The 25,783-nt window shown below is 70.7% G+C and carries 31 protein-coding genes; 7 read left to right on the plus strand and 24 right to left on the minus strand.

Annotated elements, in window-relative coordinates:
- Positions 1-14 precede the first annotated feature (14 nt).
- The 4 genes from ACGFNU_RS31800 to ACGFNU_RS31815 all read left to right on the plus strand — a co-directional run bounded on the left by ACGFNU_RS31800 (position 15) and on the right by ACGFNU_RS31815 (position 2,864).
- Positions 15-770: a lytic transglycosylase domain-containing protein gene (locus ACGFNU_RS31800; protein ID WP_392599575.1), complete on the plus strand. Its 756-nt coding sequence runs from the start codon at positions 15-17 to the stop codon at positions 768-770.
- Between the two features lie 66 nt (positions 771-836).
- On the plus strand, positions 837-1,466 hold the full coding sequence (locus ACGFNU_RS31805; RefSeq protein WP_392599577.1) for a TetR/AcrR family transcriptional regulator: 630 nt from the start codon (positions 837-839) through the stop codon (positions 1,464-1,466).
- A gap of 110 nt (positions 1,467-1,576) precedes the next feature.
- Positions 1,577-2,224: a TetR/AcrR family transcriptional regulator gene (locus tag ACGFNU_RS31810; protein ID WP_392599579.1), complete on the plus strand. Its 648-nt coding sequence runs from the start codon at positions 1,577-1,579 to the stop codon at positions 2,222-2,224.
- Between the two features lie 10 nt (positions 2,225-2,234).
- Entirely contained in the window at positions 2,235-2,864 is a 630-nt protein-coding gene (locus ACGFNU_RS31815; RefSeq protein ID WP_392599581.1) for a maleylpyruvate isomerase N-terminal domain-containing protein, read from the plus strand.
- Between the two features lie 57 nt (positions 2,865-2,921).
- Here the strand turns inward: ACGFNU_RS31815 and ACGFNU_RS31820 are convergent, their stop codons facing one another.
- From ACGFNU_RS31820 to ACGFNU_RS31830, 3 genes are all read right to left on the minus strand, one after another.
- On the minus strand, positions 2,922-4,193 hold the full coding sequence (locus tag ACGFNU_RS31820; RefSeq protein WP_392599583.1) for an RNA polymerase sigma factor: 1,272 nt from the start codon (positions 4,191-4,193) through the stop codon (positions 2,922-2,924).
- The gene (locus tag ACGFNU_RS31825; RefSeq protein WP_392599585.1) at positions 4,190-4,555 is read right to left on the minus strand and encodes a YciI family protein; all 366 of its coding nucleotides are present in this window, start codon (positions 4,553-4,555) and stop codon (positions 4,190-4,192) included. The genes ACGFNU_RS31820 and ACGFNU_RS31825 overlap by 4 nt, the downstream gene beginning before the upstream one ends.
- 62 nt (positions 4,556-4,617) lie before the next feature.
- Positions 4,618-5,550: an NADP-dependent oxidoreductase gene (locus tag ACGFNU_RS31830; protein WP_392599586.1), complete on the minus strand. Its 933-nt coding sequence runs from the start codon at positions 5,548-5,550 to the stop codon at positions 4,618-4,620.
- 100 nt (positions 5,551-5,650) lie between these two features.
- Between ACGFNU_RS31830 and ACGFNU_RS31835 the strand changes: the two genes are divergently transcribed.
- Positions 5,651-6,118, plus strand: coding sequence for a MarR family winged helix-turn-helix transcriptional regulator (locus ACGFNU_RS31835; RefSeq protein WP_392599588.1), 468 nt, complete (start codon positions 5,651-5,653; stop codon positions 6,116-6,118).
- Positions 6,119-6,145: 27 nt separating this feature from the next.
- On the opposite strand, the gene ACGFNU_RS31840 is transcribed toward ACGFNU_RS31835, so the two are convergent.
- The 7 genes from ACGFNU_RS31840 to ACGFNU_RS31870 form a co-directional block, all read right to left on the minus strand.
- A complete protein-coding gene (locus ACGFNU_RS31840; protein ID WP_392599590.1) occupies positions 6,146-6,634 on the minus strand; it encodes a VOC family protein in 489 nt (162 codons plus the stop codon).
- A 74-nt stretch (positions 6,635-6,708) separates the two neighbouring features.
- Positions 6,709-7,125, minus strand: a complete 417-nt coding sequence (locus tag ACGFNU_RS31845; RefSeq protein ID WP_392599592.1) for a nucleoside deaminase — start codon at positions 7,123-7,125, stop codon at positions 6,709-6,711.
- The gene (locus ACGFNU_RS31850) at positions 7,122-7,970 is read right to left on the minus strand and encodes an LLM class flavin-dependent oxidoreductase (RefSeq protein WP_392599594.1); all 849 of its coding nucleotides are present in this window, start codon (positions 7,968-7,970) and stop codon (positions 7,122-7,124) included. The genes ACGFNU_RS31845 and ACGFNU_RS31850 overlap by 4 nt, the downstream gene beginning before the upstream one ends.
- A gap of 53 nt (positions 7,971-8,023) precedes the next feature.
- Complete coding sequence (locus tag ACGFNU_RS31855) at positions 8,024-9,397, minus strand: hypothetical protein (RefSeq protein WP_392599596.1); 1,374 nt, start codon at positions 9,395-9,397, stop codon at positions 8,024-8,026.
- Between the two features lie 67 nt (positions 9,398-9,464).
- Positions 9,465-10,472, minus strand: coding sequence for a CU044_5270 family protein (locus ACGFNU_RS31860; protein WP_392599598.1), 1,008 nt, complete (start codon positions 10,470-10,472; stop codon positions 9,465-9,467).
- Positions 10,469-11,080, minus strand: coding sequence for an RNA polymerase sigma factor (locus ACGFNU_RS31865; RefSeq protein ID WP_392599600.1), 612 nt, complete (start codon positions 11,078-11,080; stop codon positions 10,469-10,471). Before ACGFNU_RS31865 ends, ACGFNU_RS31860 begins: the two co-directional genes overlap by 4 nt.
- Before the next feature lie 95 nt (positions 11,081-11,175).
- Complete coding sequence (locus ACGFNU_RS31870; protein WP_392599601.1) at positions 11,176-12,132, minus strand: helix-turn-helix transcriptional regulator; 957 nt, start codon at positions 12,130-12,132, stop codon at positions 11,176-11,178.
- A 98-nt stretch (positions 12,133-12,230) separates the two neighbouring features.
- Here ACGFNU_RS31870 and ACGFNU_RS31875 point away from each other — a divergent pair, with 98 nt between their 5' ends.
- Positions 12,231-12,692 carry an SRPBCC family protein gene (locus ACGFNU_RS31875; RefSeq protein ID WP_392599603.1) on the plus strand — a complete coding sequence of 154 codons (462 nt, stop codon included), beginning with the start codon at positions 12,231-12,233 and terminating at the stop codon, positions 12,690-12,692.
- 28 nt (positions 12,693-12,720) lie between these two features.
- Here the strand turns inward: ACGFNU_RS31875 and ACGFNU_RS31880 are convergent, their stop codons facing one another.
- Genes ACGFNU_RS31880 through ACGFNU_RS31890 form a run of 3 tightly spaced genes read right to left on the minus strand, consistent with a single transcriptional unit; the run spans position 12,721 to position 14,351 of the window.
- Positions 12,721-13,161: a protein-tyrosine phosphatase family protein gene (locus ACGFNU_RS31880; RefSeq protein ID WP_392599605.1), complete on the minus strand. Its 441-nt coding sequence runs from the start codon at positions 13,159-13,161 to the stop codon at positions 12,721-12,723.
- Complete coding sequence (locus tag ACGFNU_RS31885; RefSeq protein ID WP_392599607.1) at positions 13,158-13,841, minus strand: Clp protease N-terminal domain-containing protein; 684 nt, start codon at positions 13,839-13,841, stop codon at positions 13,158-13,160. The genes ACGFNU_RS31880 and ACGFNU_RS31885 overlap by 4 nt, the downstream gene beginning before the upstream one ends.
- 9 nt (positions 13,842-13,850) lie before the next feature.
- Positions 13,851-14,351 carry a MarR family winged helix-turn-helix transcriptional regulator gene (locus tag ACGFNU_RS31890; protein ID WP_392599609.1) on the minus strand — a complete coding sequence of 167 codons (501 nt, stop codon included), beginning with the start codon at positions 14,349-14,351 and terminating at the stop codon, positions 13,851-13,853.
- Between the two features lie 84 nt (positions 14,352-14,435).
- Here ACGFNU_RS31890 and ACGFNU_RS31895 point away from each other — a divergent pair, with 84 nt between their 5' ends.
- Entirely contained in the window at positions 14,436-14,873 is a 438-nt protein-coding gene (locus ACGFNU_RS31895; protein WP_392599611.1) for a nuclear transport factor 2 family protein, read from the plus strand.
- Between the two features lie 180 nt (positions 14,874-15,053).
- On the opposite strand, the gene ACGFNU_RS31900 is transcribed toward ACGFNU_RS31895, so the two are convergent.
- The 11 genes from ACGFNU_RS31900 to ACGFNU_RS31950 all read right to left on the minus strand — a co-directional run bounded on the left by ACGFNU_RS31900 (position 15,054) and on the right by ACGFNU_RS31950 (position 25,780).
- Complete coding sequence (locus tag ACGFNU_RS31900; RefSeq protein WP_392599613.1) at positions 15,054-15,674, minus strand: sigma factor; 621 nt, start codon at positions 15,672-15,674, stop codon at positions 15,054-15,056.
- A complete protein-coding gene (locus ACGFNU_RS31905; RefSeq protein ID WP_392599615.1) occupies positions 15,667-15,843 on the minus strand; it encodes a hypothetical protein in 177 nt (58 codons plus the stop codon). The genes ACGFNU_RS31900 and ACGFNU_RS31905 overlap by 8 nt, the downstream gene beginning before the upstream one ends.
- 482 nt (positions 15,844-16,325) lie before the next feature.
- Positions 16,326-17,108 carry a hypothetical protein gene (locus ACGFNU_RS31910; RefSeq protein WP_392599617.1) on the minus strand — a complete coding sequence of 261 codons (783 nt, stop codon included), beginning with the start codon at positions 17,106-17,108 and terminating at the stop codon, positions 16,326-16,328.
- A 173-nt stretch (positions 17,109-17,281) separates the two neighbouring features.
- A complete protein-coding gene (locus ACGFNU_RS31915; RefSeq protein WP_392599619.1) occupies positions 17,282-17,890 on the minus strand; it encodes a hypothetical protein in 609 nt (202 codons plus the stop codon).
- Positions 17,891-17,921: 31 nt separating this feature from the next.
- Positions 17,922-18,791 carry a hypothetical protein gene (locus tag ACGFNU_RS31920; RefSeq protein WP_392599621.1) on the minus strand — a complete coding sequence of 290 codons (870 nt, stop codon included), beginning with the start codon at positions 18,789-18,791 and terminating at the stop codon, positions 17,922-17,924.
- Positions 18,792-18,826: 35 nt separating this feature from the next.
- Positions 18,827-19,891, minus strand: coding sequence for a hypothetical protein (locus ACGFNU_RS31925; RefSeq protein WP_392599623.1), 1,065 nt, complete (start codon positions 19,889-19,891; stop codon positions 18,827-18,829).
- Positions 19,888-21,171 carry an MCE family protein gene (locus tag ACGFNU_RS31930; protein WP_392599625.1) on the minus strand — a complete coding sequence of 428 codons (1,284 nt, stop codon included), beginning with the start codon at positions 21,169-21,171 and terminating at the stop codon, positions 19,888-19,890. Before ACGFNU_RS31930 ends, ACGFNU_RS31925 begins: the two co-directional genes overlap by 4 nt.
- 3 nt (positions 21,172-21,174) lie before the next feature.
- Positions 21,175-22,437 carry an MCE family protein gene (locus tag ACGFNU_RS31935; RefSeq protein ID WP_392599627.1) on the minus strand — a complete coding sequence of 421 codons (1,263 nt, stop codon included), beginning with the start codon at positions 22,435-22,437 and terminating at the stop codon, positions 21,175-21,177.
- A complete protein-coding gene (locus ACGFNU_RS31940; RefSeq protein ID WP_392599629.1) occupies positions 22,434-23,621 on the minus strand; it encodes an MCE family protein in 1,188 nt (395 codons plus the stop codon). Before ACGFNU_RS31940 ends, ACGFNU_RS31935 begins: the two co-directional genes overlap by 4 nt.
- Positions 23,621-24,724, minus strand: coding sequence for an MCE family protein (locus tag ACGFNU_RS31945; RefSeq protein WP_392599631.1), 1,104 nt, complete (start codon positions 24,722-24,724; stop codon positions 23,621-23,623). The genes ACGFNU_RS31940 and ACGFNU_RS31945 overlap by 1 nt, the downstream gene beginning before the upstream one ends.
- A 3-nt stretch (positions 24,725-24,727) precedes the next feature.
- Complete coding sequence (locus ACGFNU_RS31950) at positions 24,728-25,780, minus strand: MCE family protein (RefSeq protein WP_392599633.1); 1,053 nt, start codon at positions 25,778-25,780, stop codon at positions 24,728-24,730.
- Between the last annotated feature and the right edge of the window lie 3 nt (positions 25,781-25,783).

Genomic DNA, 25,783 nt, shown 5'->3' on the forward strand with positions numbered 1-25,783 from the left:
GGCACTCTATTTCCATGCCTCAGAGTCATGGCACCCGCAAACGGCCCCCGGCGTCCTCCTCCCGGCGGCGCTCGGCGGAGCGGGACGCGCGAGCGCCGATGCCCGCCGAGCCCCGGGGGCCGGGCCTGATCCGGCGCGTGCTCACCAGCAACATCACGATCACCGTGGTGGCCCTCGGCGTGATCTTCGCGGCGGTGGTGCTGGTCGACCTCGAACGGCTCAGTGGCAAGAAGGGCGCCCCGAAGGGGGCGAGCGAGGGCATGACGGCCAACGACATGCTCGCCATGATGAACGGCTCCGACATGGACCCGATCGCCGCCGACGCGATCGCCGTGGCCAAGAAGCGCGCGTACGAGCAGCAGCAGAAGGATCTCAAGGAGCTGAAGGAGAAGGCCAAGCGCGACGCCGCCGCCCGCAAGAAGCTCGAAGCCCAGAAGGAGCGCGAACGGCTCGCCAAGTCCAACCCCAGCGCGGCTCAGAACCGCGCGTTCGGCAAGAAGATGAACGCTCTCAAGGGGTGGGACCGCTGCTGGCCTTCGCTGAAGACGCTCTGGGAGCACGAGAGCAACTGGAACGAGCGCGCCGTCAACCCGTCCAGCGGCGCGTACGGCATCCCGCAGGCCCTCCCCGGAGACAAGCTGGCCAGCGCGGGCGCCGACTGGCGGACCAGCTCCCCGACCCAGATCGCCTGGGGCCTCGGCTACATCAAGGCCCGCTACAAGGACCCGTGCGGCGCCTGGTCGTGGTGGCAGGCGCACAACTGGTACTGACACCGCTCGTGCTGACACCGGCCGGCGGTGGTGCTGATTCCGTCGCCCATGCGAGACGATGGAGAGATGCGGACGAGCAGGACGGGCCAGCCGAACGGCGCGGGGGAGGCGCCGGGCGGGCGGCAGTGGGCACGGGCGGACGCGACCCGGCAGGCGCTGCTGACGGCGGCGCAGGAGGTCTTCGCCGACCGCGGCTACGCCGACGCGGGCATAGCCGAGATCGTCGAACGTTCCGGGATCAGCGTCGGCAGCCTCTACCACCACTACGGCGGCAAGGCCGGGCTGTACCTCGCGCTGTGGGAGGAGCTCACCAGCGAGCAGGAACGCAGCGCGGCGAGCGCGGTGGCCGCCGCCCGCAAGGAGGGCGAGAACGACCCGATCACGCTGTTCATCGCCGGGGCCCGCGCGTACCTGGAGGTCTGCTGGGAGCAGCGCGAGGCGGCGCGGCTGTTCCACGGGGGCGAGGGGCCGTCCGGGTTCTCGCTGATGCGCCGCGGCCGCGCGCGCCAGTGGATCGGGCAGAACACCAGACTCCTGCGGGGACACGACGGCGACCGCGCCACCCAGGTTCTGAGCCTCGTCCTGACGACCGTCATCGGCGAGGCGGGCCGGGAGATCGCGCTCGCCGACGACGAGGGCGAGGCCACCGAAATCATCGACGAGGTCTGCCGTATCCTGATCCGCCTCGCGCGCTAGGCGCGTTACCCTCGTACTGACAGCTCCCCTGACACCGTACGACTTTCCCGGCACCGCACGTTTCCCGACACCGCACGGCCGCTCGCACACAACGGAGATCCCCCGCCCCCATGCCGACGTCCACCTGGTTCCGGCTCAACGTGGCCAAGCGGGAACGCGTGCTCGAGGTCGCGATGCGCGAGTTCGGCGACCACGGCTACTCGACCGGAAGCCTCAACACGATCGCCCGCGAGGCCGGCATCGCCAAGGGCTCGCTGTTCCAGTACTTCAGCGACAAGCTGGAGTTCTTCGCGTTCGTCTGCGACGAGACGTCGCGGCGGATCCGGGAGGAGATGGAGCGGCGGATCGCCCGGCTGGACTTCGAGCAGTCCTTCGAGGAGTGGCTGTTCGACGTGCTGTGCGAGTGGACCGAGTACATGGCCGACCACCCGCTCGAACGGGCCGTCACCGCCGCCACCAACTTCGAGCTCGACAACGCGGTGCGGTCGGTCGTGCGCGACACCGCCAACCAGCACTACCTCCAGGTCCTGCACCCGACCTTCGAGCTCTGGCAGGAACGCGGCGACATCCGCGAGGACGCCGACCTGGAGGTGATGGCCACGTTGATGCTGATGGCGCTTCCCTTTCTGGCACTCTCGCCCTACTACGACGGGCTCGACCCGGTCATGAACCTGCGCGGCCGCACGCCCGCCGAGCAGCGTCCAGTGATCCGCCAGCTCATCGCCGGGCTCCGCCCGCTGTTCGCCCCGATCAAGTAGTTTCTGGTCGATGACGACCAGAGAGACCTACCTCGGGGCCGCGGAGAGCGCCGTCGGCCTCCTCGCCGATCCCGCCGTCGCCGCGGCGTGGAAGCAGCCGAGCGCGCTGGCCGACTTCACGGTGGGCGGCCTCGCCGCGCATCTGGCGTTCCAGATCTTCTGCGTGCCGACCGTCATGGCGACTCCGGCCGAGGAGCCCATCGGGCTGCTCGACCACTACGCCCGCGCGTCCTGGGTCGAGGCCGGCCTGGACGACGAGCCGAACGTGGCGCTCCGCCGCCGGGGCGAGGAACTCGCCGCCGAGGGCCCGGAGCGGACGGCCGGGCACGCCCGCGAGATCGTGGCCGAGCTGCGGACCGTGCTGCCGGACGAGCCCGCCGACCGCACCGTGCACATGCCGTGGAACGGCTGGTCGCTCCTCCTCGACGACTTCCTCGTCACCCGGACCATGGAGCTCACCGTGCACTCCGACGACCTCGCGGTCAGCGTCGGCGTGCCGACGCTGACCGCCTCCCCCGAGGCCGCCGACGCCGTCGCGGTGCTCCTGACGCGGCTGGCGGTGCGCAGGCACGGCCTCACTCCGGTCATGCGCGCCCTGAGCCGGGCCGAACGGGCCCCCAGCACGATCGCCGCGTTCTAGAGGCGCCGCTCAGGCGTGCGCGCTCTCTGGTGTTCACGCTTTCAGGCGTGCGCGCTCTCAGGCGTTGGCGAGCTTGGCGGCCTGGTTGTCGAGGTACCGCTTCTCCGGGACGCTCGTCGCGTAGCGGGACGCGGTGCGGTAGCTGTCGAGGGCGTCCTCGCGGCGGCCGGCCATCTCCAGCAGATGCGCCCGCACGGCGTGGAGCCGGTGATGGCGGGCCATGCGGTCGTCGGACTCCAGCTCGCCGACGGCGGCGAGTCCGGCGCCGGGGCCGCTGACCATGGCCTCGGCGACGGCTTTGGCCAGCGTGACCATGGGGCTCGGCGCGACGCGTTCGAGCAGCCCGTACAGCGCCAGGATCTGCGGCCAGTCGGTGTCCTCGACGCGGCCGGCCTCGTCGTGCACGGCGGCGATCGCGGCCTGGATCTGGTAGGGGCCCAGCTCGCGGGTGCCGGCCAGCGTCGCGCTGATGAGGGCGACGCCCTCGGCGATGAGGCCGCGGTCCCACCTGCCGCGGTCCTGCTCGGCGAGCGGGACGAGCGAGCCGTCGTCGTTCGCGCGGGCGTCGTGCCGCGCCTCGGTGAGCAGCATGAGCGCCAGCAGGCCGGCCACCTCCCCGTCGTCCGGCAGCAGCCGGTGGACGAGCCGCACCAGCCGCAGCGCGTCGGCGGTCAGGTCGTCGCGCTGCAGGTCGGGACCCGCGGTGACGGTGTAGCCCTCGTTGAACATCAGGTAGAGCACGTGCAGCACGGCCTTGAGACGCTCGGCGCGTTCACCGGCGGGCGGCAGGCCGAACGTCGCGCCCGCCTTGCGGATGCTCTGCTTGGCCCTGCTGATCCGCTGCGCCATGGTCGCCTCGGGCACGAAGAACGCGTGCGCGATCTCGGCGGTGGTCAGCCCGCCGACCGCGCGCAGTGTCAGCGCGATCTGCGAGGGCGGCGACAGCGACGGGTGGCAGCACAGGAACAGCAGCTTGAGGCTGTCGTCGTGCTCGCCGGCCGGCTCCTCGTCGGCGCCGGGCGCGACGAGCTCCGACGGCGGGACGGCGACCATGTCGGCGTCCTCGCGCCGCCTGCGGGCCGCGTCGCTGCGCACCCAGTCGATGAACCGCCGGGTCGCGGCGGTGAGCAGCCAGCCGTACGGGTTGTCCGGGACGCCCTCCGCCGGCCACTGGGTGGCGGCCGCGAGCAGGGCCTCCTGGACGGCGTCCTCGGCGGTGTCGAACTGCCCGTACCGCCGCATCAGCGCCCCGAGGACCTGCGGCGCGAGGCGGCGCAGCAGGTCCTCCAGGGATTCCCCGGCGAGCTCCTCGGCGGGTTCGTCGCTCACGGCCTGTTCCAGGAGGCCTCGTGCATGATCGGCCAGACCTCCACCGCGCGGAGCGAGGCGTGCGGGATCTCGGCGGCGATCTCCAGCGCCCGCCGCTCGTCCGGCACCTCGATCATGCACCAGCTGGCCAGATGCTCCTTGGTCTCCAGGTAGGGGCCGTCGGTCACGGCCGCGACGCCGTCCCGCACACGGACCGTCCTGGCCTGCTGGACGTCCCCGGTGCCGTAGGCGCCCAGCAGCTCGCCGCTCTCCTTGTACTTCAGGTTGAACGCGTCCTGCTCGGCGACCGTCCTCTTCCACTCCTCGGGGCTGAACGACTCCCAGAGCTCCTGGTTGCCGTAAATGATGATCATGTATTTCATGCTCGATCTCCCCTGGTCGCGGTCGGGCCCAGACTAGTGGCCGCGATTTTCTCCCGCCCGCGTCAGGGGATGAGGACGGTCTTGCCTTTGGAGCTCCGCGTCGCGGCGAGCGTGTGCGCCTCGGCGGCCTCCGCGAGCGGAAGCTCACGCTCGACGTGCACGCGCAGCTTGCCCTCCTCCGCCAGGACGCCGAGGCTGACCAGGTCGGCACCGGAGGGCTTGACGAACACGGACGCGAAGCGCATTCCCTGCGCCTCCGCCTCGTCCGCCGTCAGACCCGGGTTGTGGCCGATGGCGGTGACCAGGAGCCCACCCGGACGGAGCACGCTTAGCGAGCGCGGGGCGTACTCGCCGCCGACCAGGTCGAAGACCACGTCCACGGGGGCGGCTTCGGCGGCGAAGTCGGTCACCGTGTAGTCGATCAGCTCGTCGGCACCGAGCTCCTTGAGGAACGCATGATTGGCCTCGCGCGCGGTGGCGATGACATGGGCGCCGCGGACCTTGGCGATCTGCACGGCCAGGTGACCGACCCCGCCGGCGGCGGCGTGGATCAGGACCCGCTGCCCGGACTGGACGCCCGCGATGCCCACCAGCGACTGCCACGCCGTGAGCGCCGCCATGGGCAGGCCGCCGGCCTCGGCCATCGAGAGGGCTTGCGGCTTGGGCGCCAGATCCTCGGCCGGAGCCACGGCGTACTCCGCGTACGCGCCCGCCTCCTGGGAGAAGTCCAGCAGGCCGAACACTTCATCGCCCACCGCGAGCCGCGTGACGCCCTCCCCCACGGCCTCGACCACGCCCGCGACGTCCCAGCCGAGCACGGACGGGGGTTCGGGGAAAAGCGGGAAGTGCCCCGCGCGAATGGCGGCGTCGACAGGGTTGACGCCTGCCGCCCGGACGCGGACGAGGACCTCCCCGCGTCCGGGCCGGGGACGTTCTGCCTCCATGCCGACCAGTACCTCCGGGCCGCCGAACGAGTGCTGCGTGATGGCGAACATCGGTCCTCCAGTTAGTTGCTGTGCGGAATATCCACTGAGCAAGTAAGTAACCCAATTTATTCCGCGCGTCAACTATCCGCGCGTCAAGTAGACTGCCGCCGTGACCGAGGACCTCTTCGACGACCCGCGCGTGACCACGATGGGCCTGCTCTTCGAGGCGCACGACGGGCTGGTGGCCAAGCTGGAGCCCGCCTGGCGGAAGGGCGGCCTGTCCGGGCTGGATCTGAATGCGCTGATGCGGCTGCGCCGGTCGCCCGGGCAGCGGCTGCGCATGAGCGACCTGGCCGCCCAGACCGCGCTGTCCACCAGCGGCGTCACCCGGCTGGTCGACCGCCTCCAGCGCGGCGGGCTGGTGCGCCGCGAGTCGTTCCCCGGCGACCGGCGCGCCACCTATGCCGCCCTCACCCCCGAGGGCGCCGAACGGCTGGAGCAGGTCCTGCCGGGCTACCTGGACACGATCGAGCGGTGGTTCACCGGGTTGCTGACCCCCGACCAGCTCGACGGCCTCGTCGCCGGCCTGCGCGTCATCCGCGACGCCGTCCACCCGGACGCCACCGCCCACGACTGACGGGTCTCGCGGTCGTGGGCCACGCGGCTAGCGATCGGCGAAGAAGGGCGTCTCGGGGCGCTGCATGTACTCCATCGCCTTGGTGAACTCGGGGTCGGCGAAGCGGCGGGCCAGTTCCTCCTCCGTCACGTCCTCGATGCGCGTCTGGATCCACCAGAGGTTCCCGAACGGGTCGCGGACGCGGCCGACCAGGTCACCGAAGGCCAGGTGCGTGACCTCCGAGACCAGGACGCCGCCCGCCTCGATGGCCTGGCGCTGCGTGGCGTGCGCGTCCGGCACGTACAGCCGGAGGAACGCGGGGGTGTCCGGCCAGCTCGGGTCGCCGTCGAACAGCATCACGATCGCGTCGCCGATCCGGACCTCCGCGTGCCCGATGCGGCCGCGCGCGTCGACGACGCGGCCGATCTCCTCCGCGCCGAACGCCCGCTCCAGGTAGTCGATGACCGCCGCGGTGTCACGGGAGATGATCCACGGTGTGACGGTGGTGTAGCCCTCGGGGATCGCCTTGACCGGCATGTGCGCCTCCTGCGTGGTTCGAACGTGTGACTCCACGCTAGGAGGCGATTAGGCCAGTTTCCGGCCTAGATGGATCAGTAGTAACCCTCGACAGGGACGCGGGCCTCGTCGAGAAGAGCGGGGCCTTCCTGGGGGACGGGCGGGAAGCCGCCGCCTGGCTTGAGGGGGGCGAGCTGCTCGTTCGAGAGGGCGAAGACCACGCGGCCGAGACCGGAGCGTTCGATGGCACCGGTGCACATGTTGCACGGCTGGCAGCTGGTGTAGAGCGTCGTTGCCGCCGCGGTCTCGGCGTCGAGCTCGCGGGCGGCCCACACGGCCAGCTTCAGCTCGGGGTGCAGGCTGATGTCGCCGTCGGTGATGGTCGAGTTGCGTTCCTCGCGGAGGATCGTGCCGTCGGCGGCCGCGAGGAGCGAGCCGAACGGGGGGTCGCCGGACTCGCGGGCCTGCGCGGCGAGGTCGATGGCGCGGCGGAGGAGCTTCTCGTCGATCACGTCGTTTCCGTTCGTACGTTGGCGGCCACGGTCGCCAGTGCCTGCCAGGAGTGTTCGGGGTGGAGGGTCTCGTCCGGGTCGCCGTTGAACGGGTCGAGCAGGACGGTGCGGGCGCCGAGGCGGCGCAGTTGCTCCAGGTCTTCCATGACCTGGTCGATCGTGCCCTCGCCGGCCTTCCGGTCGGGGCCGGTGACCAGCTTGCCGGTAAGGCGCAGGCAGATGCGGGGCGCCAGGGGCGGGACCGGCTTCTGCTCCTCGTCCGCGATGGCCGCCAGGCGCTCCAGCGCCTCCTTCAGCCAGGGCAGGGTGAAGCGCAGCGGGTGCCAGGCGTCGCCCAACCGCACCGCGCGCCGCAACCCGGCGTCGCTGTTGCCGCCGACCCAGATGGGGAGCGGTCCACTGCGGTAGTCGTACTCGTCCTGCCAGGCGGCGCGGATGGCCTGGAGATGCTCGTCGGTCAGCTTCCCGCGCTTCTCGAACGGCACGCCGAGCGCCTCGAACTCCTGCTTCGCCCAGCCGACGCCCACGCCGAGGATCAGCCGGCCGCCGCTGAGCTGGTTGAGGTTGGCGGCCATGCGGGCGACGAGCAGCGGGTGACGATACGGGACGATCAGCACGGTGGTGCCGAGCTGGACCCGGGTGGTGACGCCGGCCAGGTAGGACAGGGTCGTGAAGGGTTCGTAGAACGGCGCCGGATACTGCTCGGCCACGTCGGGCGTCACCGCGACGTGGTCGGAGACCATGAGGAGGCCGAAGCCCAAACCCTCGATCGTCTGCGCCCAGCTGCGCAGCATCGCGGGGTCGGTGCCGGGACCGAAGTTGGGGACGTTCACTCCAAGAAGCACCCGCTCAGGCTATCCAGGTGATCCACACCGCAGAAGGGATTCCGCGGCCGGTCTCAGGACGAGACGGGAGCCGCGGTCCTGGCCTCGCGAGAGGCCAGCACGGCCATCGCGGCCGCGGCCAGCAGGAGCAGGACGATGTAGATCCACAGGCGTTCGTCGAGCAGCTGGGCCTTCTCGTCGCTGCGGGCGGCGGCGTCCCCGTTGAGGATCAGCAGCCCGTGGCCGCCGAGGACCGCGGGGACGGCCAGTGCGCCCAGGACCGCCGGGGACGACGGGTCCGCCCAGACGCCGATGGAGCCGATCAGTGCTGTGACTCCGGCGACGAGGAGGCCGAGGAGCAGGGCGTTCGCCGGGTTCGGCCGGCCGGCCGCCAGCGGCAGGAGCACCGCGGCGACCCCGCAGCAGATCGCGGCCGACCAGTCGCGCCGGGAGGAGTAGGCGGCGATTCCGCCTGCCACGACGCCGAACGCGATCCAGAACCACAGCCGGACGGGCTGGAAGCTCTCGACGCTGATGAGCCCGGCCGCCGGGCCCGAGATTCCGGTGAGCGCCGCCGCCACCACGGCCGTGGCGATCGCGACGCGCAGGCCCGCGGCGATCGCGCAGACGGCGGCGGTCGTGAGCAGGAGCAGCGAGCCGGTGCCGGTGTAGGTGCGGAAGTCGGCCAGGAGAGCGGCCGGGATCAGGGCGAGCATGGCCGCCGATCCGGCGAGCGTCACGCGGAGCCCGGGGCCGGGATCGGGGTCGGGGTCGGGGTCGGCCAGTTCGGGCCGGTCGCCATAGTTGCGGTGCAGCACCATCAGGAGGAACGCCCCGCCGATCGCCGCGAGGATCATCCCGTCGTGCTGGAGCTGCTTGAGGGACTCCCCCGCGTTCGGGAACAGGCCACCGGGTTCGGGGAGCAGCGTGCGCGCGAACGACACGTCCGTGCTCGCCCCGAAGATCTGCGCGCCGAAGCCCGCGCCGATCAGAGCCGCTCCGACGCCGCGCGCGCCGATGTCACAGAGGCGGATGCCCGCGCCCAGCGTGCCGACGAGCACGAGCTGCGCGGCGCCCGTCGTCAGCGCCGAGATCGTCCGGTCGACGGGACCGCCGGGAGTGAGGTCAGATGGCGCGATCAGATGGGCGTACTCGGTGGGCAGCGTCAGGAGGACTCCGGCGAGCACCAGCCACGGCCAGCTCCGCCGCACCGACCAGCGCAGGGCCAGCAGTCCGAGGATCGTCGCCAGCGCCATCGCGATCGCCGCCGCCACGGAGATCCGGCCCGCGTTGATGCGGAAAAGGTCGGCGATGCCCGGGGCACGGCCGACCTTGTCCAGCGGCGCGCAGGCGTTCGACACCACGCCGAGCGTGCCGATCGCGCAGAGCAGCACGGCTCCGACCACCAGGAGCCGTACCGGATCCGGGGTTCGCACCTCCTGCGACACACGATCATTCTGCGAGCGGGGGAACGGCCGATCTAGGGCCGCCCGGCATCCTGGCCTCGTATGGCCATCAGAGCCGCTGGCCCGGCTTGTCGACGAAGCCGACCTTGATCAGGCCGCTCCAGCCGAGGATGTGCCCCTTCTTGTAGAGCCGCTCACCGTCGAGCGCCTTGTTGACGTGATCGCGGATGGCGATGGCGCGGAAGCCGAGGTACTGGAAGGTGACCGGGTCGAACATGGTCTCCCGCCGCAGGTAGCCCTCTTCGATGATGTAAAACGTCACGCCGCGGCGGCCGGCGATGTCGGCGGCCTTCTGCTCGAACTTGACGCCGGGAAGCGTCCTGAGCGCGCCGTACATCGCGGATCGCTGCTTGAGCGGCAGCGCCGCGTCCCGCAGGAAGATCTCCATGATCTCGAACGTCCGGGCCGTGCGCTGCCCGGCGGTCGGCTTCTCGCGGCCGTACTCCTTGTCGATGATCCGGCCGATCTCGGCGAGCAGCGCGGCGGGCTCGGCCGGCAGGGAGAGCAGGTACGGGTAGTCCGAAGGCGGCGACGAATTCACCACCGCCTGGCTCGTGCCCCCGCCGGACCTCCGCTCCACCCCGTTCATGGCCCGGGTCTTCAGTTTGCCCTTCTCCATGAACGCCGTCTGCTTGCCGTCCACGCTGCGCCAGCTCTCGCGAATGGAGCGGACGTCGGGCGGGCCGAACAGCGCTCCGCCGGTGCCCTTGGAGGACGAGGCGTCCAGATGCTTGGTGTACGACCACTGGCCGGGGCGGGGACGGTCGTCCTTGGCGGCGCCCGCCCCGAAGACCTGGGACCGTCCGGGGCGGCCCGGCCCGTCGTCCTTGCCGAGGTTCTTGATGAGCAGGGTCGGCCCGGCGACCAGGACGGCCGTGGCGGCGCCCACGGCGAGAAGGCCCTGAGCGGACGTCAGCCGCGGAAGGCGAAACGAGCGGCGCGACCGCTGCGCCCGGGCGTCCAGCAGCCGGGCCCGGGCCCGCGCCTTGGCGGCCGGCTCGTACGGCGGCACCTCGGGACGCGCGTCCCGGAAGATCGTGATCTCGTCGTCGCTCATGCCAGGGACTCCTCGTTCGTCGCCATCGGGTTGCCGCCGCCCAGCGCGCGGCGCATCTTCTTGCGGACGCGGTGCAGCCGCGACCGGACCGTGCCCATCGGCACGCCGAGCGCCTGCGCCGCCTCCTCGTAGCTCAGGTCCGCCCAGGCGATGAGCAGCAGCAGATCCCGGTCGGCCGCCGAGAGCTGGGCGAGCACCGCGGCCAGCCGTGGCTGGAGCCGCTCGGCCGTGACGCGGGCCGCGCTGCGGTCGTCGAACGACTCGGCCGCCTCCCGTTCCCTGCTGCGGGCCAGCGCGCGGTTACGGCGGACCTCCGTGCGCCGGTGCGCCCGGATGAGGTTGGTCGCGATCCCGTACAGCCAGGGGCGGGCGTCGGGCCGGTCGAGGTCGTAGCGGCCGCGCTTGCGGAACGCGGTCAGGAACGTCTCGGCCACGACGTCCTCGGCCGTCTCCGGGCCCAGCCGCCGCGCGACGTAACGGTAGACGTCGTCGCTGTGCCGGTCGAAGACGGCGGCGAACCTCTCCGGTTGCGACAGCGACTGCCGGACCAGCGCGGCGTCGCTCTCGTGCTCCGAAGAGGCAGGGGTATCGAGGGGCGCGGTCAACATGAACCACGTCCATTCATGGGGGCTCCTCTCCGAGGGTTTCACCCCTTCTCAGCCGGACGCGGCGTCGTGGTTCCCACTTTCTTCGCGCGGTTCGATCATTCGCCCGTTCCGGCGGCGTCGCCGAAGCGGGCGGAGAGCTTGCGCAGGTGGGCCTTCAGCTCCGGCGGCGACTCCACCTCGAAACCGACGTCGAGCATGCCGATGACGAAGACGACGAGATCGAACGACTCGGTGGCCATCTCCACCCTGCACCGGTGCTCGTCGACGGGGGTCACGGTGCCGTCGATCCGGCCGGCGAACCGTCCGGCGGGCGCGTGCAGGATGACGCTGCAGTGGTAGGGCCACATGTCGCGGCCCATCGTCCTCCTCATGTACGCGGTCACGTCCCCGTCGGGCGGCTCACGGTGGGCGAACCGGGGGCCGTTGGGCGTGCGGAGGGCCATCCGGTCGGCGCGGAACGTACGCCAGCCGGCCCGTTCGACGTCCCAGCCGACGAGGTACCAGCGGCGGCCCCAGGTGACGAGGCGATGGGGCTCGACGTCGCGGCGGGTCTCGGCGCCGTCGTGGCGGACGTAGTCGAAACGAAGCGTCTCGGCGGCGCGGATGGCGGCGGAGATCTCGGTGAGCACGGCCGCGCCGACCGACGGCGCGTTGCGGGACGGGATCGCGACCATCGCCTTCTCCAGGGCGGAGAGCCGGTGCCGGAGGCGGGCCGGCAGGACCTGCTCGACCTTGTTGAGGGCGCGGAGCGAGGGCTCCTCGATGCCCTCGACCCCGCCCGCCGCGCCGGTCCGCAGGCCGACCGCGACCGCCACCGCCTCGTCGTCGTCCAGGAGCAGCGGCGGCAGCGCGGCCCCGGCGCCGAGGCGGTAGCCGCCCAGCGAGCCCATCGCGGCGTGCACCGGATACCCCAGCTCGCGGAGCCGGCCGACGTCCCGCCGCACGGTCCGGGTCGTGACGCCCAGCCGCTCGGCGAGTTCCGTCCCTGACCAGTCGCGGTGCATCTGGAGCAGGGACAGCAGCCTGAGCAGGCGGGCTGACGTTTCCAGCATCACCCCAGGCTGCCATAGGCAGAGGAACGACTTTGTCCTAGTCACGCCGGAGAGCGGGGCCGACAGGATCACCGGCGGAACGCCCCTAGGCTGAAGCCATGCTCACGGTGACGGTCACTGAGACGATCTCATGCACGCCGGACGAGCTCCTGGAGTTCGTGATGGACGCCGAGAGATACGCCCAGATCGACAAGAAGATACGACCGGTCCGGTGGGTGCGCCGTGATGGCGACTTCACCGAGTTCTGCTTCCAGCCGAGCGTCGCCGGGCTGCCAGGGCCGCCCACGGTCTCGCAGATGCGGCGGACGCCCGGCGAACGCGTCGACGTCAAGCTCGCGCCACCGCCGGCCAACCGGCTGTCGCGGTTGACGACGGACTTCGACGCCAGCTTCGTGTGCAGTCCGGTCGAGGGCGGCACCAGGCTGGTCCGGACGCTCAACTACCGCTTCAGACCCTGGCTGGGCTGGCTGGCCGAGCCGCTCCTCCGCCGCCGCCTGAACGCGGACGTGCGCGAAGAGGTGCGGCTCGCCAAGCGACACCTGGAAGCCGGAGCGTCCTAACCCAGCAGCGTTCTGGCCCACCGGCGCCTTAGGGCGGCGGGAAGCCGACCACCCATTTGCGCTGCCACGGGGTCTCGACCGCCCGGTGGTTGTAGCTCGCGCGCGTCCAGGCGACGGCGTCCGCCGGGGCCGTTCCGGCGAGGACGGCGAGGCAGGCGATGACGGTGCCGGTGCGGCCGACCCCGCCGCCGCACGCGACCTCGGCCGCCGCGCCGTCCCGGGCCCGCTCGTACAACGCCCGGATGTCCTTGATCGCCTGCTCGCGGTCGCGCGGCAGGAGGAAGTCGGGCCAGTCGATCCACGTGTGGGACCAGGTCAGGGTCGGCTCGTGGCGGCGGCGGAGGCGGTCCGAGCCGAGATAGAGGCCGAAATCGGGCTCTCCGTCGGGACGGGGATTCCTGAGGCCCCGGCCACGCACCCAGGTGCCGTCGGGCAGCTGGATCGCGCCGGGAAGCGGGCCCCCGGTCACAGCTTCGCGAGGGCGGCGGCGATGAAGGCTTCGGCGGCCGCCTTGTCGACGCCGAGGCCGGAGAGCGGCCCGGTGCCGTCCTCCAGTTCGAGGAGCGCGAGCAGCAGGTGCTCGGTTCCGAGGTAGTTGTGGCCGAGGCGGAGCGCCTCGCGGAACGTCAGCTCCAGCGCCTTGGTCGCCTGCGCGCTGTAGGGGATGGGCTCGGGCGCCTTGTCGTCGACCGGCGGCGGGAGAATCGCGGCCTGCCGGACGGCGTCCAGCGACACGTCCTGCGCCAGGATCGCCTTGGCGGCGATCGCCTCCGGCTGGCTGAGCAGCCCCAGCAACAAGTGCTCCGGCAGGACTTGCGCGTTGCGTGCTTCGGCGGCCTCCCGGTGTGCGGCCTTCACGCAGGCCTTGGCCCGCAGAGTGAAGCGGTCGAGGCGCTGCTCTACATCGGTGGTCTTGGCCACGAAGCGTTTCTGGGCGGCCTGCTTGGTGACGCCCATGCTCGTGCCGATCTCGGTCCAGGACGCGCCCGACCGCCGCGCCTGGTCGACGAAGTGGCCGATGAGATGGTCGGCGACCTCGCCGAGATGCTCGCCGAGGAGCACCGCGTCCGACAACTGCCCGAGGGCGTCAGGGGAGGGCCCGCTCTTGATCGCCTCGATCAGCTCGTCGAGACGTACATTGCTCTGCATGCGTCAACACTAGGTTGACGCTTGCGAACCGTCAACCCAGAGTTGACGCTCCTTTCCATGATGATCGTTGAGCCGCTCCAGCAGGCCGACGAACTGCTCCCGCTCCGGCTCACTGAGCGGTTCGAGCAGGTCGGCCTGGAGGGTCGCGATCAGCTCGTCGAGCTTGCCGAGCTGCGCACGTCCCCCGTCCGTCATCGTGATGACGTTGCGGCGGCGATCCACGGGGTCCGGAGCGCGTTCGACCAGACCCCGCCCGGCGAGCTCGTTGATGACGGCGACCAGGTCACTGCGATAAATCCCAGTGCGCCGGCTCAGGCCCGCCTGGCTCGCCGGCCCGAACTCCTCAAGCGAGGCGAGCACTGCGTAGTGCCACTTGTGCGCCTCCTCCCGCGCGAGCCCCTCGGTCGTCAACCGGTCGGCGTGCATCGCGGCCTGCGTCAGGAGCCTGCTGGGCAGACCCCGCAACCGCGCGGGCGGCCCCGGCCGCCGACGGTCGTCCGTGGTGCTCATGACGACGATGCTACCGCCTTGCGTTAGTCAGACTAACGCTATACCGTTAGCGCCACAAATGTTTATTCGACTAACGGAGCAGCCATGAAGACCGACCCCATCCAGCAACTGATCGACCGCGCCGAGCTCACCGACCTGCTCGCCCGCCAGAGCCTGTGGATGGACGAGCAACGGTTCGACGACGCGGCCTCGATCTTCACCGCGGACGCGACGGTCGAGACGCAGAGCGGACGATCGCAGGGGCTCGAGGCGCTCGCCGCCCACGCGCACCGCGTCCACGACCAGTTCGCGCACACCCAGCACGTGACCTCGAACGCCCTCATCGAGCTGGACGGCGACCGGGCCTCGGTCCGCGCCAACCTGATCGCCACCTTCGTCCGCGCCGCCGACTCCCCCGAGCCGGACCTGACCATCGGCGAGCGCTACCGCTTCGGCGCCACCCGCACCCCCGCCGGCTGGCGCTTCTCCAGCGTCGCGGTCGCCCCCGTCTGGAGATCCGGCGAACTCCCCACCACAAGCTGACCCTCGCCATCAACAGGCAGCACCGCCCGACGCGCCCGCAACCGCCAGCCGTGGACGGCGTCACCAACGCGCCAAGGCAGCCGCGGGTGGCGGGGCCGCGCAGCACCGGCCGGAACCCCTTCGGTGTCGGCGCCGGGGTGACCTTTCCAGCGGCGGCCAGAAGCGTGGTCGGCAATGAGGTCAGGCGGGGAAGGGTATGTCGGTGAGTTTGTCGGGGTTGCGGATGATGTCGATGGCGGTGATCCGGCCGTGGTCCATGGTGAAGGCGGCGACCGACACACCGCCGTCCTCGTCGCCCAGGGCGAGCTCGCGCTGCTCGTCGGGCGTCGGTGGGAATCGCGGGCTGCCCTGCTCGACCTCACGCCGGGCCCGCGAGGCGAGTTGCCGCACCGCCGCGGGCGTCCCCCCGATCTCGTCGAACGGCAGGCTGAACACGTCGTGCAGCAGGAAGGCCGTGCGCTGCGCGGGTGAGAGCTGCTCCAGGACGACCAGGAGCGCCATGCTCACCGACTCGTCCAGCGTGACGCGTTCGGCCGGGTCGCCGGTGGCCACGAGCGGCTCGGGCAACCACGTCCCCTCCCGCCGCACGCGGGCGCTGCCCAGCACGTTCAGCGCGAGCCGTCCCACCGTCGTCAGCCACGCCGCCAGATCGTGAATCTCGCCCGGATCGGCCACGCTCCTGAGCCGGAGCCACGCCTCCTGGACGCAGCCCTCGGCCTCGGCCAGCGACCCGGTCGTCGCGTACGCGACGCGCAGCAGCCGCGGTCGCTCGGCCTCGAACGCCCGGGTCAGGTCATCCATGACGCGCCTCGGTCAGCCAGGCTGCGAACGTCTGCGCGCCCGACCGCAGCGCTCTACCCAGCCGACCGGGCACCGGCACGCCGATGACCAGAGCCCGCCGTCCGGTGATCGAGCGCCAGCACCACGCCAGCTCCCGCGCGTCCATCGGCTCCGGCCCTGCGACCTCCACCCGGCTCAGCAGGGTGGGCTTCTCCGCCCCGTCGGCGACCGCTCGCAGCGCCTCGGCCAGGGAGGCGTCGACCCGCGATCGTTGCGTCGTCCCGGCCAGGGGCGTGCTGCCCTGGCAGCATCGCTCGCCTCTGCCTGGGATGGGTCACTTCCGCAAGGTGCGGCTGCGCCGTGTCGTTTTTGGGCGGGTAGTGCGGCTCTGGCCGTTCCGACGGTGGTAAGGGCCGCGCCTTCGGGGTGGTCTGTCGAAGGCGCGGCCCGGTCAGGGGTTCCTCATGGCATGGCGGAGGGCGGGGCTGGGGAGGGGCCGCGTCAGGGGCTGTCGGAGGTGCCGCCGTAGAACCGGGCGGCAGAGGAGGGAACGCGGTCGGGCGGGGGTCCCTTACCGGTCTTTCTCCTCTGCCGCCTGGCAGGCCCTGCCAGGCACGTGGGGGTGTGTGCGCGCTGGTCAAGGGCCGGGGATCGGCCGCTGGGCGGCCGGCGTCAGCCGAGTTCGGAGTAGCTCTTCTGGCTCAGGTACTCGTTGAAGATCACGGTGTTCTTGCCGGCCGCGGCCGGGAGACCGGCCTGGCTGTTGACCAGACCGCTGACCAGGCGCAGCGGGGTGTCGAGCCAGCAGCCGGTGGCGCCGGGCACCTCGAACGAGTTGTCGACGTGGGTCAGGCTGGCCACATGCGGGCTGGTCGACAGGACCGTGTACTTCTTGCCGGTGATCGGCGTGTTCGGCGGCGGCGGGTTGGTCGTGCCGGTGACCAGCTTCAGCTTGATCGGGTTGCTGTTGCTGCCGATCGAGCAGCCGCCGACGAGGAGGAACGGCCGGGTGAGGTTCATCTTGATGTCCATGGTGATGTTGAACCGCTGGACCGTGAACCCGCCGACGTACTCGGCCTTGCCCCAGACCTCGGTGAACGGGTCCTTGAAGATCCCGTCCTTCATCTTCGATTCCTTGGTCTTCATGGCACCGAAGATCGTCTTGTAGGTGTTGTCCTCGAGCACGACACTCGAATAGGTGATCTTGATCGGCTCGGTGACGTCGTTGGCGATGTTGCCCGTGATGAGCTTCCCGCTGGTGACGACCACGTTGATGCAGTACGACGCCTCCTTCTTGGCGCCGGCAGGCAGCTTCGGGCAGTCCGAGAAGTCGAACGTCGGGATGGGGTCGTCGGCGGCGGCCCGGACGGGGGCCGCGGAGGCGGTGGGTGCCAGGCCCGCGGTCAGGGCGGCCGCGGCGCCGGCGGCGAACAGAACAGTGGCGGTTCTCTTCATCCGGAGCTTCATGGGGGCGGGACCTCCGTTTTCTCGTATTACCTGCGGGTAATTCATTGAATCCCGATACTCCAAATCGTCACAAGGCCCCCATTGGGGAAGTTTGGCCGAAGGTGGCCTGCACTTCCCTCGAAGTGACAAAAATGGATCCGTGAATTCGTCGTGCGAATGGATTACGCACCGAAAGTATCGATGCCTGTGATTTTCCAGATTCCGTCGTCGCGGACGACCTCGACGGCGAAGACGGCGGCCGATGCGGCGGTCTTACCTCCTCCCGTGGATTTGTCCTTGGGGTCCTTTTTCCCGGTGTCGCCGATGCTCGTGTTGCGCTGGTCGGCGAACACCAGCAGGCGCCCCGAGTCCGGCTTGAGCGTGACGACTGCCGCGTCGGTGACGGTGGTCGTCAGCACCTGTTTCATCTGCGGAGCCTGCTGCCGGACTCGGGCGAACATCTGGTTGTACTGCTGTACCGCTTTTCCCGTGAGAAGCTTCTGTGCCGCGCGTTCCGTCTTGGCGGTATCGGCGTAGCTGTACGAGAACACCGTCGAGACCGCGCTGGCCACTTGGCCTTTCACATCACTGGTGCGCGCGGTATCGGTCAACGCCAGATTCTGCGCGGCGGGCGTGGCGGACAGGTCGTTCTTCGCCTTCGCCGCCCAGGCCGCCGTGCCGCCGCCACCGATGATGAGAGCGGCCAGCAACATCACGCTGAAACTGAACCGGCCACGATTCGATTCGGCCTTCGGCTCGCCGCCGCTCGTCGCCTTTTCTGAATTCTTCATCGCACACCCCTGCTCTGTGTCATGACGCGTCTCAGCCACCGCTGGGGGCCTGGCCCAGGGCCGCCAGCTTCCAGCCCTCGGCGGTCCGGGTGAGCTGCCCGGCCTGCCGGCTGATCTTCGTGGTGGCCGCCCCGGCGGGCGGGGTGACGGTGATCCGGACGGCCGCGATGATCGTGGCCTTTCCGGCGGCCGCGTCGAGCTCGGTGACGGCCGCTTCGAGGATCTTGGCCGAGGTGACGGTCTTGTTCTTGGTGACGTCGGCCGCCAGGCCCTCGCGCCCGGCCGCGATCTGGTTGTAGAGCTCGCCGGTGGCCGAGTCCTGCCAGACCTTCAGATCGCGATCGCTGGTGCGGTGGTCGAGCGTGTTGAGGTTCACGATCGCCTGGCGTCCCTGCGCGAGCGCCTGGTCCCGGGCCGCCGCCACGGACCGGGCCGGATCGTCCTTGGCCGCGTTCCAGTCGTAGACGAACCATCCCGCCGTCACGACCGCGACGAGCGCCAGCACCGTCAGCGCCGCCTTCAGCGGATCGGTGATGACGATCACCGGGATCCGGATCCGCACGGCCCGCTCGTCCTGCGCCTTCTCGTCCCGCGGCTTCTTCTCCGCCGCTTTCTCGTCCCGCGGTTTCTTGGCCGCTGCCTTCTTGGCCTGCGGTTTCTTGGCCTGTGGCTTCTCGTCCGCCGCCTTGGCAGGCTCCCGCTCCGTCGCCTTCGGCTTGGCAGTCGCCTTCGCGGGCTCGGTGTCCTTCGCCGTTTCCTCGGTGGGCTCGGGCTCCTCCGCCTTGGCCGAATCGGGCTCTTCCATCGGCTCCGGGTCCTCCGCCGCCACGGCCGGCTCGTTCGGCGCCGCCGTCTCGTCGGACTGCTCCGGCGTGCTGGCCGCGAGCTTGATATCTGCCATCTGGGAGTCCTTGCTCGTCGTCGGTGGAACGCGGGTCAGGTCGAACGCAGGTCGCTGATGCGCCACCGCCCGTTCTCCGCGCGGGCGGTGACCTTCAGCGCGATCGCGGCGAACGACGGGCGGCCGCCCTCCCGCGTGGACGTCTGGTCGAGGAAGATCAGCACGGTGACGGTGTTCTCCGCGCGTTCGATCACGCCCGCCCGGAGGACCTTGCTGCCGACGGTGAGCCGCTGCTTGGGCGCCTGGTCGGCGACGATGCCGAACAACCTCTGGTACTGCCCGGCGGCGGTGCCGACCAGCACGTCACGGGCCGCCTGCCGCGTGGCGGCCGGGTCCTGGTACCGGTAGCTGAAGACCGCCTCGGCCGCCTTGGTCACGTCGCCGAGGAGCGCGGCGTCCCCGGCGGCGGGTGCGGGTGCCGCCGGGGCGCGGCCCGCCTGCTGGGCTCCGGTCGCCTTCGCCGTGCCGGTCTTCTGCTTTCCGGTCTTCTGCTTGCCGCTCTTCGGTGTGCCGCCGTCCGGCGTGCTGCCGTCCGGCGCGGGCAGGAGGAACAGCGAACTGGTCCGCCAGCCTTGCGGTGTCCTGGTCAGCCCGGCCTGGTAGCGGCGGCTCTCCTCGGTGCGCCAGTCGGCCGTCCCGACGAACTTCACGCGGACGGACGCGATCACCGTCGCCGACTCCGCGTTCAGCGCGGTGACCGCCAGGGAGCCGACGGTGCCGGTCGCGGCGGCGGCGATGGCGGCGAAACGTTTGCGGTTGGCGGCCCGGTCCCGGGCGAGCTCCGCGCGCAGGGTGCCGGTGGACGCCTGCTCCCACCAGCCGAGCCGTTCGTCGACGCGGGCCGGGTCCATCGAGCTCAGCGCCGCGAGCTGCCGGGTCGCCGCGGCGGTGACCTTGTCGCGTTCGCTCGGCGGCCGGGAGCCCTCGCCGTCGCCGGGGACGAGCTGCCACGCTCCCCAGCCCGACGCGGCGACGACGACGATCGCGGTCGCGTAGACGAGCCTGCGCCGCTTCGGCCCGCCGCCCGATCCGCCGTCCGTGGCGCTCCGGGCCTTCGCCCGGGCCACGGCCGCGTTCCCGGCCTTGCTGTCCACGGTCATCTCCGCAGTCCCAGCAGTCGTTCGAGATCGCTGTACGCGGCGGCGCCCTGGCCCCCCGCGCCCGTCGTCACCGGCCACACTCCGGGCAGGCCCACCGCCGTCATGACGTCGGCGGCGCCACTGCCCACGCCCGGCTTGGCGGGTGCCGGGACGCCGCCGTGCGGGGCGTTGGCGGCGCCGCGCACGTTCACGCCGGTCGAGGGGCTGAGGGTGCAGCGGGCCGCGGAGTTGAACGGCCGGCTGCCGCCCTTCACGTCCAGGCCGTCGCGGTAGAACGTGCCGCCGTATCCCGAGACGCACGGCAGCGGGTTGAAGAAGGTGTTGATGAGTCCCATCTCCAGGCTGCCGCCGCGGATGACGGTGTTGCCCATCGCGGCGACGGCCGGCAGGTCGGAGAAGAACTGCCGCATGCCCGGGAGGCGGGTGTCGGTGATCCGGGCGAACGTGAGCAGGTTGGCCAGCAACCTCGGCAGGCCCGGATCGAGGTCGCGCAGCAGGCCCGACAGCTCCTCGGAGAAGGGCGGGGCCACCGCGATCAGCCGCCGGAGGTCGGCGTCCGAGCCCTTGAGCGCCGCCGCGAACTTGCGGCCGTCCCGGGCGAACTGCCGCAGCGACGCGGCCTCCTGGTTCTGCGTGCGCAGGACGGCGTTCCCGTTCTCCAGGAACGTCACGGTGGTGTCGATGTTCTCGTGCGAGGTGTTGATGAACTGGTCCGAGGCGTCCAGCAGCCGCTGCAGGTGCGGTCCCTGCCCGGTGAACGCCTTGCCCAGCTCGTCAAGGGTGGTCTGCAGCGAGTCGGTCGGGACGGACGCGTTGAAGTCGTTGATCGCCTTGAGCGTCTCGCTGACCGGCGGCGGGGTGGTCGCCCCGGCGCGGGCGATCGTCGACCCCGTCTTGAGGTAGGGACCGGCGTTGGTGGCGGGCCGCAGGTCGACGTACTGCTCGCCCACGGCGGACCGGTTGGCGACGACGGCGGCCGTGTCGGACGGGATCTTCGTGTCGGAGGTGATCCGCAGTTCGGCGATCACCCGCGTGCCGTCCTGGCCGTCGCCGTCCGCCAGGCTCAGGTCGTCGACCCGGCCGACGGTGACGCCGCGGTAGGACACCGCCGAGCCCTTGAACAGCCCGCCGGTCTCGGGCAGCTGGAGCTTCACGGTGTAGTAGTCGCGCAGCCCGACGTGCCGCCCGAGGTCGGCGTAGTTGATCCCGATGTACGAGACCGTGACCAGCGCGATGATCACGAAGGCGACGATCTTGATCCGGGTGAACGTGGTCAGCATCGCTCAGTTCCCCCCGTCGATGTCGGGGAGGACGTTGCCTCCGCCGGATCTGGCGTCCAGACCGGGTGGGATGGTGACCGCCGGCAAGGGCAACGGTGGCGAACCGGTTCGCGCCGAGCCGGTCTGGCCGCCTTGGCCCGCGGGCGGGCACGCGCCGACGGGCCCTTGCGGCGTCGTGTCGTCCACCTTCAGGCGAACGGTCGTGTCGGGTTTCACGGGCGCGTTGACGCAGTCGCTGCCGGGCTTGGCGACGACCGTGGCGTAGACGTTGAGGTAGTCGCCGCGTATGCCCGTCAGCACCTGGTCGGTGAACGGGAACGTCATCAGGACTTCGAGCGACTTCGGCAGGTCGCGTCCCGCGTCGGCGAGCTTGCGCACGACCGGCTCCAGTGCCCGCAGGCTGGCGGCGATGTCGTCGCGCGACGCGTTCGAGACGTAGACGGCGACCTTGGAGAGCTCGTCGAACTGCTCGAGCATCCGGACGAAGTCGCCGCGCTGTTCCTCCAGCACCTTCAGGCCGGGGGCCAGGTCGGTCAGGATCGTGTCGACCTGTCCCTTGCGGGCCGCGACCGTCGCGGACAGCCGGTTCAGCGACTCCAGGGCGCGCACGATGTTGGCCCGGTTGCCGTCGAGGGAGGTGGTGAACTCGTTGAGCCGCCGCAGCGCGTTCTTGATCTGCGGCTCCCGGCCGTTCAGGGCCGAGTTGAGCTCGCGGGTGATCGTGCGCAACTGCGGGAGCCCGCCGCCGTTCAGCAGCAGCGACAGCGCGCCGAACACCTCCTCGGTCTCGGGGTCGCGGCCGGTGCGGTCGAGCGGGATGCGCGAGCCGTTCGTCAGGGACCCGGCGGGCGCGCCCTGCGTCGTGGTGGGGGCGGCGAGCTGGATGTACTTCTCGCCGAGGAGGCTCGACTGCTCGATGTTCGCCGTGGCGTTGGCGGGCAGCCGCACCTTGCCGTTCACCTTGACCGTCACCTCGGCGGTCCACTTGCCGTCGGGGAGCTTGATGTCGGTGACCCGGCCGACCGGGACGTCGTTGACCTTCACCGACGCCTGCGGGACGAGCGACAGCACGTCGACGAGCTCGATGGTGAGCGTGTACGGGTGGTCGCCCAGGTCGGCGCCGCCCGGTAGCGGGATGTCCTGCACCGACAACCCCTGCTGGCCTGAGCAGCCCGCGGCCAGCACCGACGCGGCGACGAGACCCGCCGCGAGGAGACCCCGACGCTGCGTCCGGCGCTGTGCGCGGCGTTGTGCTCCTTGCTTCATCGCGCACCTCCTGCCGGGCTGGTGCCGGTGAACACCGGTCCGGCGGCGGGAAGCGGCAGGGGCGGGGCGTCCACCGGTGGCTTCGGGGACGGATTCAGGCCACCGGGGGGACCGGCTTCGCACGCCTGCTTGAGAGCCTTGGATCGCGGCCCGGCCGTGCACACCGGGACGGACACCGCCCCCTGCCCCTTCCCGGCGCCCTTGCCGTACGCGGCGGTGATCTCCAGGAGGTTGCCGCGCGACATCATCGTCTTGCTCTTGGGGTCATAGGAGTTGAGGGCGTTGGACGCTGCCAGCGGAGCGACGTCGAACAGCTCGGCGACCTCTTTCCGCCGGTCGACCAGGACCTTGGTGATGTCGGCGAGCTTGTCGACGTTGCCCTTGAGCTGCTTGCGGTTCTTGTGGATGAAGTCCTTGAGCTTGATCAGGGCGAAGCCGAGATCGTGCAGGGCGCGCCGCAGGTTGCCCCGGTCGGCCGCGAGGAACGTCGAGACGTCGGCCAGCCGCCGCTGGAACTCCCGTACCTCGGCGTCGTTCTCGCGCAGCATCCCGGTGAACTTGTTGAAGTTCGCCATGGTGCCGAAGAAGTCGTCGGCCGAGTGGTTGAGCGTCGCCGAGGCCTTGCCGAGATCCTCGATCATCTGGTTGAGCTTGGTGCCGTTGCCCTTCAGGTTGTTGGCGTTGGCCTTGAGGAACTCCGACAGCGCCCCGTTCTTGTTGACGCCCTTCGGGCCGAGGTCGGCGGTGAACTTGCGCAGCGCCGCGTACAGCTGGTCGAGCTCCATCGGCGTCGCCGTGCGGGCGACGGGGATCTCGCCGCCGGACGCGAGCGTCGGCCCGCCCGTGTACGCGGGCTCCAGCTGCACGTACCGGTCCGACACCAGGTTGGGAGAGACCACGGCCGCCTTCACCCCGGCGGGGATCCGCACGTCATCGTCGGTGATCTCCATCCGCACGGTGACGGTCTGCCCGGACGGCCTGATCGAGGTGATCTTCCCGATCCGCACGCCCAGCACCCGCACGTCCGAGTTGGGGTAGATGCCCTGCGAGTTCACGAACTGCGCGGTGATCGTACGGCCGCCGTCCTGCGGCATCGTCGCCAGCACGCCCGCCACGATCATCAGCGAGAGCCCGACGGCGATGATCCAGCGCACCGTCCGCGGTGCGGGGGGTCCGGATGCCATCAGCGGCCTCCCTTCCGGGTCGGGGTGCACTTGTCGGGCGCGGTGTAGTTGGCGGGCTTGGGATCGGTCACGTATTCCTTGGGGACCGCCCCGCACAGATATCCGTCGACCCATCTGCCGTTGCCGGACGCGTTGGCGACCAGCCGGATGTAGGGACCGGCCAGGGAGAGCGCCTTGTCGAGGTTGCGCTGGTTGGCCTTGAGCACGTCGGTGACGGCGTCCAGCGAGTCGAGCAGGGGGCTGAGCTTGGGACCGCTCTCGTCGATGAAGCGCTCGATCTCGCGCGACATGCGGATGATCCCGACCAGCAGCGAGCTGATCGCCTCACGGCGGCGTTGCAGCTCGGCCAGGAGCAGGTTGCCGTCCTTGAGGAGCGCCCGGAACTGGTCGTTCTGGGAGGCGATGGTCCCCGACAACCGCCGCGTGCCGTTGAGGAGCTCGGCGAGCTGCGCGTCCCGCTTGGAGATCGTCCGGGACAGCGCGGAGAGCCCGTCGATCGCGGTGCGGAAGTGCGCCGGGGTGCCGGAGAACGCCTGCGAGACGACGGTCAGGGACTCGCCGACCTTCTGCGAGTCGATGTCCTCGACCGTCTGGCCGAGCTCGTCGAACGCCTTGGTGACGTCGTACGGCGAGACGGTGCGGTCGATGCCGATCGGCTCGTCCGGGTCCTGCTCGCGGTAGCCGAGCGGATCGAGGGCGAGGTACTTCGACCCCAGCAGTGTCTTGATCATGATGGTGGCGGTGGTCGCGTTGCCGATCCAGGCGTCCTTGACGCGGAACTCGACCTTCACCTTCGCCTCGCGCGGCGCCAGCTTGACCGAGGTGACCTTGCCGATCTTGACCCCGGCGACGCGCACCTCCTGGCCGGACTTCAGCCCGGCCGCCTCGGTGAAGTAGGCGCTGTAGGTGGTGCCGCCGCCGATGACCGGCAGCCGGTCGGCCCGGTAGGCGGCGGCCAGCAGCAACGCGATCAGCAGGAGGCCGATGAGCGCGACGCCGATCGGGTTGCGGTCCCGGGCCGGCTTGACGTACGGCAGCAACCTTCGCCGCTTGGGCAGCAGCCGCGGCAACTGGTTCGGGGGCTGGGGAGTGGGATGGGTCATGGATCAGCCTTTGCACCGGTCGTCGGTGAGAGGGATGCCGGTGGGCGCCGGGCTGCCGTCGTTGTAACGGACGCCGCTGAGCGTCACCTCGCACCGGTAGAAGTTCACCCACGACCCGTACGACGCCGCCCGGCCGAGGGCTTCGAGCTTGACCGGGGTCCGCCGGAGGAACCGTTCGAGCAGCGGCTGGTCGGCTTCGAGATTTCTGGTCAGCCGGGTGAGCTGGACGATGTCCTGCTTGAGCGGATCCCGGGTCACCTTCAGCAGGTCGGCGGTGGCGTTGGTCAGTTCGTCCAGCGCGACGATCGCCTCCCCGATCGGCCGCCGGTCCGCCGACAGGCCCGACACCAGGGCCCGCAACGTTCTGATCAGGTCGACGAGCTGGCCGTCCCGGTTGTTGATCGTGGTGGTCACCTCGTTGAGGTTGCTGATCAGGTTGCCGATCACCTGGTCCTTGTCGGCGAGCGTCGAGGTGAGCGAGCCGACGGTGCGCATCAGGGATTCGAGCGTGCCGCCCTCGCCCTGCAGGACCTTGATGATCGACTCGCTGAGCTTGTTGACGTCGCCGGGCGACAGGGCCTGCATCAGCGGCTGGAAGCCCTTGAAGAGCTGGGTGAGGTTGAGCGGCCCCTGCGTCCGCTGCTCGGGGATCGTGCCGCCGACCGGGAGGTAGGCGCCCGGCGCGCCGCCGGCGGCGCCGGGGTCGAGGTCGATGTAGCGGCCGCCGACAAGGTTGAGGTACTTCACCGAGGCGGTCACCGACTCGGGCAGGCGCCGGTTCCGGTCGACGGTGAACGTCACCAGGGCGAGCCGCCGGTTCGTGATCTCGATCTTCTTGACCTGACCGACCTGAACGCCGGCGATCCGTACCGAGTGCGCCGGATAGAGGCCCGCGACGTCGGTGAATCTCGCCTGGTAGGTGACCCGGTCGCCGCGCGTCGTGTTCATGATCGAGGCCGCGAGCAGCGCCGTGGCCGCGAGCGTCGTGACGATGAAGATCAGCGATTTGATCAGCGGCGAGATCGTGCCGCGCGACTTGCCCCGCAGATTGCCCATGAC

Source organism: Spirillospora sp. NPDC048911, from assembly GCF_043198015.1.
GTDB lineage: Bacteria > Actinomycetota > Actinomycetes > Streptosporangiales > Streptosporangiaceae > Spirillospora.